Source organism: Flavobacterium sp. YJ01 (assembly GCF_029320955.1).
GTDB lineage: Bacteria > Bacteroidota > Bacteroidia > Flavobacteriales > Flavobacteriaceae > Flavobacterium.
Window position 1 is genome coordinate 2,056,420 of sequence record NZ_CP119757.1, and the last position, 13,096, is coordinate 2,069,515.

Consider the following 13,096-nt stretch of genomic DNA (forward strand, 5'->3'; position numbering starts at 1 on the left):
AATTTTTAAATTTTGCAACCTACAAAATCATTTCAGTTCTGTTTTGATATCAGTTTTGAAAAAAATCTGAATGCCTATATTCCCACAGCGTATATTGCTGAAAATACTATTGAAATCAAATATCTAGACAAAAAAGCAACAAAAGGCGTGCTTGAAAGTTTCGGAATTGATTTCGAAAATTTAGATTCTAATTCTAAAAGGATTCTCACTATTTGCGAATCTTTAAAACCTGAATTTATTTTTAAAAAATTTGGTGCAAAAATTAAATCGGCTAAAACGATTGCCGATTTAAAAAAAGATTCCAAAATTGATTTTGCGATTCGCCAGCATTTACAATTTAATTTAAGTCCGTTTTACGATTTGATTGTAAAGGAACAATTTCCGCTTTCTTTAAATTTAGGACCCGAAAAGGATTTTTATCGTTCTAGAATTAGCATCGATCCGTTGGATTTTGAACCTCAGATTCAATTTGACAAACATGCTGAAGGAATCACTTATACCCTTTCATTAAAAGAAAATGAAACTACATTTCTTCCAATGAATAAAACTGCTGATATTCTTTTAGACGAACCTGGCTGGTTAATTATCGACAAGAAATTAGGCCGATTAAAAGAATTGAATGCTAAAAAACTAACTCCTTTTTTGAAGAAAAAATCGATCGAAATTCCTTCAAAATTAGTCGATGATTATTTTAAAAATTTTATTCCAGCTATAGCCAAAAAAATCGATATTGAAGCAAATGGTTTTGAAATTGAACTTCGCGACCAAATTGTTTCCTGTACAATTCAGCCTTTTTTTGATTTCTTTAAAAACTGTTATTATCTCAATCTTTATTTTGATTATAACGGTTATATTTTTGATGCCAGCAAAAGCAAAAAAACACATTCGTTTGTTGATTTCGCGATAGCGAATGAACCTAAAATTATTCAGTTTAAGAGAAATGCTGATGAGAATTTATATATCGAAAAATTAGTTGAAATTGGTTTAGAAAAAATCAAAAATGAATTATTTGGATTAAATTCTGATTTAGAAACCTCTGATCCTTACGTTAATATACAATTGATTATTGATCATAAAGAAAAACTTGAAAGTTTAGGTTTTACCATTCAAAATTTAAAACTCGAAAGCAAGGAAATCATTACAGAAAGCAATACAATTTCGATTGCAAAAGAGACAAAAGCAGATTGGTTTGATATTAAAATTATAATTACGGTTGGCAATTATAAGATTAATTTCAGTGAAATAATTCCGAACATAAAAAGTAAAGAAAGGCTTTTTGCATTGCCCGACGGAAACTACTTTTTAATTCCGTTAGAATGGTTTAGCAAATACGGTTCTTTGGCTAAATTGGCTAAAATCGAAAATGGCGAATTACTTTTACGCAAAAGCAATTTTACTGCTTTGGACGGAATTTCAGAAATCGACAATGATTTAGATCAAATTCACAAAGCTGAATTTACCGCTTCAGATCTTATAAAAGCAACTTTAAGACCTTATCAAATTGATGGCGTAAAATGGCTGTTAGGTCATTTCAATTCCAATATGGGCGCATGTCTTGCCGATGATATGGGACTTGGAAAAACACTTCAAACTTTGTCTGTTCTGGTTTCTGTGCAAGAACAATTGGGTTTCACGACCAAAACAACCAATTTTGATTTGTTTGCAAACGAAACTACGATTGAAAGAGAACCTCTTAAAGCTTTGATTGTCTTACCTTCTTCATTGGTTTTTAACTGGTTTAACGAAGCTGGAAAGTTTACGCCACACTTTTCTAGAATGCAATATGTTGGCAACGACAGAAAATTACTGGCCAGCAGATTAGATTCAACCGATTTAATTTTTACAAGTTATAGTATTGTTCATCGTGATATTTCCATTTTAGAAAAATACGATTTCCATTATCTGATTTTAGACGAAAGTCAATACATTAAAAACAAAAATTCTAAGATTTTTAAGGCCATAAATAAAATTAGTACAGGTCATAAAATCGCTTTAAGCGGTACGCCAATCGAAAATTCGCTTGACGATTTATGGTCGCAAATGCAATTTATAAATCCGGATATCTTGGGCAGTTATGCTTTTTTTATGGAAAACTTCAAAAATCCGATTGAGAAAAAGCAAAATGAAGAAGTTTTAAAGGAATTAAAAAATCTTATTCAACCTTATATTTTACGACGAACTAAAGAACAGGTTTTAAAAGATTTACCAGAATTGACCGAACAGATTTATTATTGCGATATGGATCCAGAACAGGAGAAATTATACGAAAAAGAAAAATCTAAGGCTCGTAATTTCTTGCTTAAAACTGACGGATCTCCTGATAAAATCAGTATTATTAATACTTTGATGAAATTGCGTCAGTTGAGTAATCACCCAAAAATGGTAGATGCAGAATCAGAAATTGATTCTGGAAAATATATTGCGGTTACAAATTATCTTGAAAATTTGATTAAAGCGAAACAAAAAGTAATCATTTTCAGTTCGTTTGTTACCAATCTTAATTTTTATACCGATTGGTGTAAAGAAAATAAAATTGATTTTTGTGAAATTACTGGAGAAACGCCTGCAAGCAAACGAGAACAAGAAGTAAAGCGTTTTCAGGAAAAAGAAAATCCGTTGTTATTTTTTATTTCGCTTAAAGCGGGAGGAGTCGGTTTAAATATTACGAAAGCTTCTTACGTTTTATTTTTAGATCCGTGGTGGAATCCTTTCGCAGAAAAACAAGGAGTGGGACGAGCGCATAGAATTGGGCAAATGAATAAAGTAAATGTGATTCGTTTTATTTCGAAAAATACGGTTGAGGAAAAAATCATTAAACTGCAGGAAAACAAAAAATTGTTATCAGATTCGCTTTTAGAAGAAAGTTATATTAACGATGAAATCGAAAGTAATCTGGAATATATTTTGGGTTCTTAATAGTTAAATCCAATAGTTTGGCATCTTTTTCGTTATATAAAATTGTTATATTTACAATCTTTCAACGTAATAAGATGTCAAAATTTTTATATACAAGCTTTGTTTTTCTTTTTATTATCACTTTCGCGAAAGCGCAAGAAAAAGAAATTGATCCTCCTTACAATATTAAAACCGTTTCTTTTGTTCAGAATGGCAGTAATGTAGTTCCAATTTTCGAATTAGGTTCTAGTTTTACATTTCAGTTTGATGATTTATTTGGAAGTGAAGCAAATTATTATTTTGAGGTAATTCATTGCGATTACAATTGGAAACCAACTGAGATTCCGAAAACAGATTATATTTACGGTCAGGATAATCAACGAATTATGGACTATTCTAATTCATTTAACACTTTACAAGTTTATTCTCATTACAATCTTTCTTTTCCGAATCAATTTACGACTCAGTTGCGACTCTCAGGAAATTATATGCTTCGAATTCTAAATGAAGATAAGGAAGTAATTCTTTCAAGAAAATTTGTTTTGTATGAAAATCATTCAACCGTTACAGCCCAAGTAAAAAGAACGCGAAATTTAAACAATATCAATTTTAAACAAAATCTTGATTTTGCAATATTTTCAAATGATATCGTTTTTCAAACACCTTTGCAAAATGTAAAAGTGCTTTTGCTGCAAAACGGAAACTTTAATTCTGCAATAAAAAATGTTGTTCCGCAATACACACTTGGCAATCAGCTGATTTACAAATACGATCAAGAAACACAGTTTTGGGCTGGAAATGAATTTTTATATTTTGAAAATAAAGACATTCGAGCAGCAAATAATTTTGTAGCGCGTATAGGTTCAAATAATGACATTTATAATGCATATTTGTACACAAATGCGGCGCGAGGAAATCAGATTTACACATTGTATGAAGATGTAAACGGAAATTTTGTCGTTAAAAACATCAATGGTTCAAACAACGATATTGAAGCAGATTATGCTTGGATTTATTTTACGCTTTCTGCACCCGCTTTCAGGCTGAACAAAGACATTTATATTACAGGAATGTTTAACAATTACAGTCTGTCGCCAGAATATAAAATGGATTATAATACTGATAAAGGCGTTTTTGAAAAAGCGATTATGATTAAACAAGGTTTTACCAATTTTCAGTACACAGTTGCCGACAAAAAAGGAGTTATTGATTATGAAAATGCTATTGATGGAAACTTCTATCAAACTGAAAATGAATACACCATTTTGGTCTATTATAAAGAGGCAACAGACCGCTACCAGCGCGTAATCGGAAAAGGAAATGCAAACTCTATCAATATAGTCAACTAAAACAAATGTTAAGGTTCTAGATTAAATGATTTTTTTTTGTAGCTTTGCCACTATAACACTCACATATATACTGCGTTAGTATGGTTTCTCAGATAACACGAGGCATAAAAATATCAGTTTTGACTAGTTTTGAAGGCACTTACTTCAAAAACTACAAGATTCATTTTGCTTTTAGTTATGTAGTTACAATCGAAAATCATAGTAAAGATTCTGTTCAGTTAACATCGCGTCATTGGGAAATTTTCGATTCTCTTAATGACTTAGAAGTTGTAGATGGCGAAGGTGTAATTGGCAAAAAACCAGTTTTAAAACCTGGAGAAAATCACACTTACAGTTCTGGCTGTTTATTATCATCTCCTTATGGAGCAATGAAAGGTCATTTTAATATGATCAATTTTACTACTACAAAAATATTCAAAGTAATTGTGCCTACTTTTAGAATGTGCGCTCCTTTTGCCTTAAACTAATTTTTAGTTAAGCAGCAGTTTCTTTTTATTATTCCGTTTATCTTAACTTTTTTCAAAAAGAGTAATCTTTTGTATAAGCAATTTGTTAATTTATAGTCAACATAAACTTGTTGTACAATAAAATACAACTTTTTAATATTGTATTGTGATATATTCAAATTATCATTTGTACTTTTGTAAAAAATTAAACAAATCGTAATTTTAAAATAATTTATCCCATGTTAAAAGGATTCTTTCATGTACCAAAAGCGGTAAACGAGCCTGTAAAAAGCTACGCACCGAACTCGCCAGAAAAAGCAGCTGTTCAGGCAGCTTACACCACAATGTGGAATTCTCAAATTGACGTTCCATTACATATTGGAAGCGAAGAAATTAGAACTGGAAACACAAGAAACATTACCGCGCCACATGATCACCAGCATGTTGTTGGAAAATATCATTTGGCTGAAAAACAACATATTGAAAAAGCAATTGCAAATGCACTTGAATCAAGAAAAGCATGGGCAAATATGGCATGGGAACAACGTGCTGCTATTTTCTTAAAAGCTGCTGAACTTATTGCAGGACCATATAGAGCTCGTATTAATGCAGCAACAATGATCGGTCAGTCTAAAAATATTCACCAAGCAGAAATTGATGCTTCTTGTGAATTAATCGACTTTTTACGTTACAATGTTGAGTTTATGACTCAAATCTACAACGATCAGCCAAAATCAGATTCTACTGTTTGGAACCGTGTAGAATACAGACCTTTAGAAGGTTTTGTTTATGCAATTACTCCTTTTAACTTTACAGCTATCGCTGCTAACCTTCCTGCAAGTGCCGCAATGATGGGTAATGTTGTGGTTTGGAAACCAAGTGATAGTCAAGTATTTTCTACAAAAATTATTTTAGAAGTATTCAAAGAGGCTGGAGTTCCTGATGGAGTTATCAATGTAGTTTTTGGAGACGCATTAATGATTACAGATACTGTTTTAGAAAGCCGTGATTTTGCTGGTGTTCACTTTACAGGTTCAACTCACGTATTTAAAGATATTTGGGCAAAAATTGGAGCTAACATTCACAATTACAAAACTTACCCAAGAATCGTTGGTGAAACTGGTGGTAAAGATTTTATCATTGCTCACCCAAGCGCAAACGTAAAACAAGTAGTTACAGGAATTACACGTGGAGCTTTTGAATTTCAAGGACAAAAATGTTCTGCTGCTTCTAGAGCTTATATTCCGCAAAGTTTATGGCCAGCTGTAAAAGAACAATTGATTACTGATGTAAAATCTATGAAAATGGGTTCTCCAGAAGATTTTGGAAACTTTATTACAGCAGTTATTCACGAAGGTTCTTTTGATAAATTAGCAAGTTATATCGACCAAGCTAAAAAAGATGCTGACGCAGAAATTATTATTGGAGGAAATTACGATAAATCTGTTGGATATTTTGTTGAGCCAACTGTTATTGTAACTACAAACCCAAAATATACTACAATGGAAACTGAGTTGTTCGGACCAGTTATTACTATTTATGTTTATGAAGATGCTAAATGGGAAGAAACTTTAGAATTAGTTGATACTACTTCTGAGTATGCTTTAACTGGAGCAGTTTTCAGCCAAGATCGTTATGCTATTGAAGTTGCTACAACTAAATTGCAAAACTCTGCTGGTAACTTCTACATCAACGACAAACCAACTGGAGCAGTTGTTGGAATGCAGCCATTTGGTGGAGCAAGAGCTTCTGGAACTAACGACAAAGCAGGTTCTGCATTGAACTTATTACGTTGGGCTTCTCCGAGAACTATCAAAGAAACTTTTGTAACTCCAGAAGATTACAGATATCCTTTCTTAGGATAATTTTGTTTGAAGTTTCAGGTTTCAAGTTTTTTGACCTGTCGACATACAAAAGGCCGAATCTTTCATTAGATTCGGCTTTTTGCTTTTATATTCCATGCACTTATGATTATATTTTGTAATACTTTTCTTATATTACTAAAAACCAATACTTTAGGTAAATCAAAAACCTTATTCTGTTATTTTTTAGACTTTTAGTTCCCATTTTGATAACCTCATCGTTATAATTTTGTCTTATTAAATAAGTTGAAAAAAATAAAATAATATAAGACATGAGAAATTTAAACAATGTTCCAAAAGTAATAATGGAATCAAAAAGTATTGGACATCCAATTAACTATAAATGGACAAAAAAGAAAATAAATGATTTGCTAGATCCAATTGAAGGAAATGACGATTTAGAAAATATACTAAAGCAAATTAACCATAAAGGTTCTATAGGTTTAACGGCTGCTTTGTTAGAATGGATTTACTGGCGCTTTACAGGATACACTCAAGCTACAAACGATACTCAAAAACGTATCGAAGCATTATGGTGCTCTATTAACAACAAAGAACAAACAAATCCTTTATTATTTGACACAGACTTTCAGACACCAGCTACTGGTTCTGTAAATGGAGCTTTATGGATTGCTTTAATGAATGTAAGAATGATTGATGTGAGATACAGAAAAGGCTCTCACTATTTACAAAATGAACTTGTGGGATTGGTTTTGTTAGCTAGACATATTACACCTAGAAAGAAAAAATTTGATAATTGGTTTAGCGAAATTATTTCAGATTTAATGCATACACATCCAAATTCATATAAAAATAGCGAATTGGATGAAACTGACGAAGCTATCTATGATTCGTCAAATGAACCTGTAATCTCTCGCGAATATTTCTTTGACTCTGAATTTAATTATACAATCGACGCCTCAGAAAATGCGCTTCATAATTTCATTGACAATTTAGATCATAAAGCAAATTCTTTTTTAAACTTTTCAAAAAAAGCATCTTAATTGCAATTGTTTATTTTAATTCAAAAAATAACCCGATCAAAAAATTTATGATCGGGTTGTTATATAAAATCTAAGGCTTAAACTTTAAAGGAAGATGTACCACTTTTTTAGTTTCAAAAAATTCATCTTCAAAATAATCTGTCAAATTGTATAAAGTAGCGCTTGGAAAATCTTTTAATTCTTCGGCTAAATCACCACCTTTTAAATAAAGAATTCCATTTTTTAGTTTATGCTTATGCTGTTTTTTGATTTTATCTTTAATCCAAGAAACAAAATCTGGCATATTGGTTACAGCACGGCTTACAATAAAATCGAAGTCACCTTTTACCAATTCTGCACGTTTTTGTTCTGCTTTTACGTTCTTTAATTCTAATGCATCAGCAACACCTTGCACTACTTTTATTTTTTTTGCGATAACATCAATCAAATAAAAACGCGTTTCAGGAAAAAGAATCGCTAACGGAATTCCTGGAAAACCGCCTCCAGTTCCAACATCTAAAACAGTTGTTCCAGGTTCGAACTTCATAATTTTAGCGATTCCTAGCGAATGTAAAATATGTTTTGTATATAAAGAATCAATGTCTTTGCGTGAAATCACATTGATTTTTTCATTCCAATCGTGGTATAAAAAGTCTAATTTTTGAAATTGTTCGATTTGAAGATCGGTCAAATCAGGAAAATATTTCAATATCTCATCCATTGCTGTAAATTTTTAACAAAAGTACTACTTTACGATTGAAATATTTAACTCAATTTTGCAAATTGAAAATTTATAATAATTACCTTTGAAAACTATTTAAATTAATTATGAATAACAACGCTCCAATTTTTGCTAGGCAAGACAATCTGAAGTTTTTCAGAACACTTAACTCACGGGTAAACAATTACTTCAAGGAGAACAACATTCAGAAGACTGGAAACTGGAAGTTACATTTAAAAGCTGTTATTCTTTTTGCGGTTTTCCTTACGCCATACTTTTTGATTCTTACACTTAATATGCCTTTTTGGGTAATGTTACTTTTATCTATAGTTATGGGAATCGGAATGGCAGGCGTTGGAATGAACGTAATGCACGATGGAAATCACGGTTCTTATTCTAATAAAAACTGGATTAATAAATTTATGGGAGGCACTATCTATGTCTTGGCTGGAAATGTTTATAACTGGCAAGTACAACATAATGTATTACACCATACTTATACAAATATTCCTGGACACGATGAAGATTTAGACGCAGGGAGAATTATCCGTTTTACAGAACATGCAGAATGGCATAGTTTTCACCGTTTTCAGCATTATTATTCTGTATTTTTATATGGTCTTTTAACTTTCAACTGGGCAATTACAACCGATTTCAAACAAATGCGTAATTACCTAAAAAGAAAATTATCTTACGGAGAACCAAAAAGCCCAAAAATTCTTTGGACAACTTTAATAATTACCAAGATTATTTATGTTTCAATCTGGATTGTTTTACCAATGTTAATCGGAATTACATGGTGGAAAGTACTTCTTGGATTTTTTGTAATGCATTATACAACTGGTTTAATATTAAGTGTTGTATTTCAATTGGCACACGTTGTTGATCATACCACAAATCCAACTCCAAATGATTTAGGCGAAATGGATAATACTTGGGCTATTCACCAATTGTACACTACAACTAATTTTGCACCAAAAAATGCAATCGTAAATTGGTACACTGGCGGATTAAACCATCAAATCGAGCATCATATTTTCCCACATATTAGTCACATTCATTATGGTAAAATTGCAAAAATCGTAAAAGAAACTGCAAAAGAATGCAATTTACCATATTACGAATACAAAACAATGAGAAGTGCCATTGTAGCTCACTTCAAACATTTACGTGAATTGGGAATGAAACCAGAGTTATCAGTTTAAAAACTAAAAAAAAATCTATTAATAATAACCTTCCTTAAACAACACAGCAAATTTAAGGACATTCAAAATTTTTATAATGAATCATATTCTTTCGGACAGAATCAACAATCTTGCGACATCGCAAACATTAGCAATGGCCGCTTTGGCAAGAGAATTAAAAGCACAAGGAAAAGATATTATCAGCTTAAGTTTAGGCGAGCCAGATTTCAATACACCAGACTTTATTAAAGAAGCTGCAAAAAAAGCAATCGACGATAATTACAGCACCTATTCTCCAGTTGATGGATACCAAGATTTAAAAGAAGCTATCTGCAGAAAATTCAAAAGAGACAATGATTTAGAGTACAAACCATCTCAAATTGTAGTTTCTACAGGAGCAAAACAATCATTATACAACATTGCACAAGTAATGTTAAACGACGGTGACGAAGTTATTTTACCAGCACCTTACTGGGTTTCTTATTTCGAAATCGTAAAACTTTCTGGCGGAGTTCCTGTTGAAGTTCCAACTTCTGTTGAAACAGATTTCAAAATTACTCCAGAACAATTAGAAGCGGCTATCACACCTAAAACAAAAATGATGTGGTTTTCTTCTCCATGTAACCCATCTGGATCTGTTTACAGCAGAGAAGAATTAACAGCACTTGCAAAAGTTTTAGAAAAACACCCAAATATTTACGTGGTTGCAGACGAAATTTATGAGCACATCAATTTCTCAGGAACTTTCTGCAGTATCGGTTCTATCCCAGGAATGTTAGAAAAAACAATCACAGTAAACGGAGTTGCAAAAGCATTTGCCATGACAGGATACAGAATTGGTTATATTGGAGCACCAGAATTCATCGCAAAAGCGTGTACAAAAATTCAAGGACAAGTAACTTCTGGAGCAAATTCAGTTGCACAAAGAGCTACAATTACAGCTGTAGATGCAGATCCAAGCGTATTAAACGAAATGGTTCAAGCTTTCCACGGACGTAGAGATTTAGTTGTCGGATTATTAAAAGAAATTCCAGGAGTAAAAATCAACGTTCCAGAAGGAGCTTTTTACGTATTCCCAGACGTTTCATCTTTCTTTGGAAAAACTTTAAAAGGACACGAAATCAAAGATGCAAACGATGTTTCAATGTATCTTTTGGCAGAAGCAAACGTTGCAACAGTAACGGGTGACGCTTTTGGAAATCCAAACTGTATTCGTTTCTCTTACGCAACAAGCAACGATATTTTAAAAGAAGCATTACGCAGAATCAAAGAAGCTTTGACTGCATAACAATATTCTAAGTTTTTATAAAAACGGCTTAAGGTTCAAAAGTTTCATCACTTTTATACTTTAAGCTGTTTTTTTTATGGGCGTGTCCTTCGGCCGGGCTATCCGCTATATCTTTTATGGCGAACCCCGCCATAAAAGGATATCGCTCCTATCCCTCACGCAAAACGTTAAACAAGAAAAATTCATTTTCAAAAGAAATAAATCTGCTAAAATCTGCTAAATCTGCGTGAAACAAAAAAATTACAAAATTCCCATTCTACAATATTGTAAAACCTCAACTATAATCCTGTAAGACATAATGCTTTAGAAATCACCAACTTTGTAATGTATTAATTTAAAAACTATTACGTCATGATACATACAGATGAAACCACAAAAGAAGCAGTTAAAACTCTAGAAGGATTAATTTCAATTCTTGAAGATGGAAAACTAGGATATACAAATGCAGCCGAGCATGTAGAAAACCCAGCAATGAAAACTGACTTCCTTGAATATGCACGAGAAAGAGCTTTATTTATTGTTGAATTACAAGACGAAATCAATAAACTCGGGAAATCAACAGAAACTTCTGGTGGCGGACCACTTGGAGCTTTGCACCGAACTTGGATTGATATCAAATCATCATTTACAGGAGGCGATACAGAAGCTATCATTAATGCCTGCATTACAGGAGAAGAAGCTGCAATTGAAAAATACAAAAAAGCACTCGAAGAAAATGAATTGGAACACAGCCAAGTTTATGTTGTTTCTAAACAATTAAACAGTATTCAAAATACTTTATCACAAATTAAAATGAGAGTGAATTAATCGATCGATCGATTCATGCTTTTTTTTTGAGAACTGCTCGGTCTTCGGATTGAGCAGTTTTTTTTATTTGTTAAACTGAAAATAAATCTTACATTCGTTTCAACCAATTCGCAACCAAAAAACTAAAAAACCATATGACATTAACTTTACGCTGTTATATTATTTTACTATTCGCAATTTTATTTTCTTCATTAACACAAGCACAAACATCTGGCAATTTCATCAAAGCCTCAATAGGTTATGGATCTAGCAGTTCTTACTACATTGAAGATTATGGAAGTCAAGATGAAGTTGATGTTATGGGAGGAGGACTTTATCTTCAGGGTGAGTATATTATAGGACTAAAATCGTGGTTTAGTATAAGACCTTACGCTGGTGGCATTTTTGAATCTGTTGACAAAAATCAAAATATACAAAATCAACCTCAATATAAAGTAACAACTAATGCTTTTTTAATGGGAGGAAAAGTTCGTTTTTGCGCTCCAATTCCATGGGTTGCACCATTTATAGAAGGAGGTATTGGAACTTCAATAGGCAAATTCGAAACCTTTACACCAAAAGTTAATTTTAGTAAAAGCACTATTTTATTACATATTCCATTTAGTATCGGATTGGCAGTAGGCAGGCATAATAATTTTGAAATCGGGATTTCAGGGTATTTTCATCCAAGTGCAAAACAATCAACTGGAGTATTTGCAGTTGGATATAACTTTCCTTTAGATTAGTTTAAAAATAAATCTTAAATAAAGTCCAGTACTATTTTAAAATTTACAAAATATGAAACAATTACTTTTTATTATACTCTTGTCTTTTAAGATTAATACTTATTCTCAGAGCACTCAAACTTCTTTAAATAAAAAAAATCCTGATTTTCATTCAAGCAAACTAGTTTCTGAAACTGTCACAAATAGAACTTTTTATAATCGCAGTGGCACTATAGAGCGCACCAAAGAAATAACATCTTATAATACTCAAAATAACGTTATTGCTGAACTTCGATATGATGAAGACAATAATTTAAAACAACGCTTAACTCGAATTTATGACAGCACTGGAACACTTTGTTTAGCCCGAAAATTAGAGAATTGGCACAGGTATTTAGGTCATTCAATCGAAACAGCAATTTATACCTACGACTCTAAAGGTTTCTTAACAAATGCTTCAGACAAAAATCAAAAAGGGCAAAATTTTAGGAGCACTAATTTCATTAATAATGATAAAGGAGATCCTATTGAGATAATAAATTTCAACGGGAAAGAGATTATTGGAAAAGAAAAAAACGAATATGATTACGATAAAAATAAAGTGATTACTAAATACTTCAATAAAAATGATGAATTAGTTAGTTCACAAACAAGCATTATTGATTCATCAAAAATGAACCCTAATGATATTGTAAACGAACATGGCGATATAATTAAATCAGATAACTACGAAAAAGAGATATCATACGACAAATTTGGAAACTGGATTAAAGAAAAATATTCCGTAATAAGAGATGGCAAACTCACTAAACAATCCGAAACGTCGCGAACTATAAAATATCTTAAATAAATTATCA

The 13,096-nt window shown here is 31.9% G+C and carries 11 protein-coding genes; 10 read left to right on the forward strand and 1 reads right to left on the reverse strand.

The genetic code is table 11. The features are described 5' to 3' along the window. Positions 1–12: 12 nt before the first annotated feature. From P0R33_RS09035 to P0R33_RS09055, 5 genes are all read left to right on the forward strand, one after another. Positions 13–2,916: a DEAD/DEAH box helicase gene (locus tag P0R33_RS09035; protein ID WP_276175124.1), complete on the forward strand. Its 2,904-nt coding sequence runs from the start codon at positions 13–15 to the stop codon at positions 2,914–2,916. Between the two features lie 74 nt (positions 2,917–2,990). Further along, entirely contained in the window at positions 2,991–4,244 is a 1,254-nt protein-coding gene (locus P0R33_RS09040) for a DUF5103 domain-containing protein (protein WP_276175125.1), read from the forward strand. Between the two features lie 80 nt (positions 4,245–4,324). After that, positions 4,325–4,711 carry a Co2+/Mg2+ efflux protein ApaG gene (gene apaG / locus P0R33_RS09045; RefSeq protein ID WP_110348906.1) on the forward strand — a complete coding sequence of 129 codons (387 nt, stop codon included), beginning with the start codon at positions 4,325–4,327 and terminating at the stop codon, positions 4,709–4,711. 218 nt (positions 4,712–4,929) lie between these two features. Further along, positions 4,930–6,555: an L-glutamate gamma-semialdehyde dehydrogenase gene (pruA, locus tag P0R33_RS09050; protein ID WP_276175126.1), complete on the forward strand. Its 1,626-nt coding sequence runs from the start codon at positions 4,930–4,932 to the stop codon at positions 6,553–6,555. 269 nt (positions 6,556–6,824) lie between these two features. Continuing rightward, positions 6,825–7,556 (forward strand): hypothetical protein, encoded by a 732-nt coding sequence (locus tag P0R33_RS09055; protein WP_276175127.1) that lies wholly within the window; start codon positions 6,825–6,827, stop codon positions 7,554–7,556. 70 nt (positions 7,557–7,626) lie between these two features. Here the strand turns inward: P0R33_RS09055 and rsmG are convergent, their stop codons facing one another. Further along, positions 7,627–8,256 carry a 16S rRNA (guanine(527)-N(7))-methyltransferase RsmG gene (gene rsmG, locus P0R33_RS09060; protein ID WP_276175128.1) on the reverse strand — a complete coding sequence of 210 codons (630 nt, stop codon included), beginning with the start codon at positions 8,254–8,256 and terminating at the stop codon, positions 7,627–7,629. A gap of 107 nt (positions 8,257–8,363) precedes the next feature. Between rsmG and P0R33_RS09065 the strand changes: the two genes are divergently transcribed. The 5 genes from P0R33_RS09065 (at position 8,364) to P0R33_RS09085 (ending at position 13,089) form a co-directional block, all read left to right on the forward strand. Next, positions 8,364–9,461, forward strand: coding sequence for an acyl-CoA desaturase (locus P0R33_RS09065; protein ID WP_276175129.1), 1,098 nt, complete (start codon positions 8,364–8,366; stop codon positions 9,459–9,461). A 76-nt stretch (positions 9,462–9,537) separates the two neighbouring features. Then, positions 9,538–10,728: a pyridoxal phosphate-dependent aminotransferase gene (locus tag P0R33_RS09070; RefSeq protein ID WP_012023823.1), complete on the forward strand. Its 1,191-nt coding sequence runs from the start codon at positions 9,538–9,540 to the stop codon at positions 10,726–10,728. Between the two features lie 351 nt (positions 10,729–11,079). Further along, positions 11,080–11,535, forward strand: a complete 456-nt coding sequence (locus P0R33_RS09075; RefSeq protein ID WP_276175130.1) for a PA2169 family four-helix-bundle protein — start codon at positions 11,080–11,082, stop codon at positions 11,533–11,535. Between the two features lie 134 nt (positions 11,536–11,669). Then, the gene (locus P0R33_RS09080) at positions 11,670–12,260 is read left to right on the forward strand and encodes a hypothetical protein (RefSeq protein WP_276175131.1); all 591 of its coding nucleotides are present in this window, start codon (positions 11,670–11,672) and stop codon (positions 12,258–12,260) included. A 52-nt stretch (positions 12,261–12,312) separates the two neighbouring features. Continuing rightward, on the forward strand, positions 12,313–13,089 hold the full coding sequence (locus P0R33_RS09085) for a hypothetical protein (RefSeq protein WP_276175132.1): 777 nt from the start codon (positions 12,313–12,315) through the stop codon (positions 13,087–13,089). Positions 13,090–13,096: the final 7 nt, after the last annotated feature.

What these genes read in the sequence shown, in the direction of transcription:
- apaG (WP_110348906.1), top strand. Translation starts at nt 4,325, where the DNA reads ATGGTTTCTCAGATAACACGAGGCATAAAAATATCAGTTTTGACTAGT.
- P0R33_RS09070 (WP_012023823.1), top strand. Translation starts at nt 9,538, where the DNA reads ATGAATCATATTCTTTCGGACAGAATCAACAATCTTGCGACATCGCAA.
- P0R33_RS09040 (WP_276175125.1), top strand. Translation starts at nt 2,991, where the DNA reads ATGTCAAAATTTTTATATACAAGCTTTGTTTTTCTTTTTATTATCACT.
- P0R33_RS09065 (WP_276175129.1), top strand. Translation starts at nt 8,364, where the DNA reads ATGAATAACAACGCTCCAATTTTTGCTAGGCAAGACAATCTGAAGTTT.
- P0R33_RS09080 (WP_276175131.1), top strand. Translation starts at nt 11,670, where the DNA reads ATGACATTAACTTTACGCTGTTATATTATTTTACTATTCGCAATTTTA.
- P0R33_RS09075 (WP_276175130.1), top strand. Translation starts at nt 11,080, where the DNA reads ATGATACATACAGATGAAACCACAAAAGAAGCAGTTAAAACTCTAGAA.
- rsmG (WP_276175128.1), bottom strand. Translation starts at nt 8,256, where the DNA reads ATGGATGAGATATTGAAATATTTTCCTGATTTGACCGATCTTCAAATC.
- P0R33_RS09055 (WP_276175127.1), top strand. Translation starts at nt 6,825, where the DNA reads ATGAGAAATTTAAACAATGTTCCAAAAGTAATAATGGAATCAAAAAGT.
- P0R33_RS09085 (WP_276175132.1), top strand. Translation starts at nt 12,313, where the DNA reads ATGAAACAATTACTTTTTATTATACTCTTGTCTTTTAAGATTAATACT.
- pruA (WP_276175126.1), top strand. Translation starts at nt 4,930, where the DNA reads ATGTTAAAAGGATTCTTTCATGTACCAAAAGCGGTAAACGAGCCTGTA.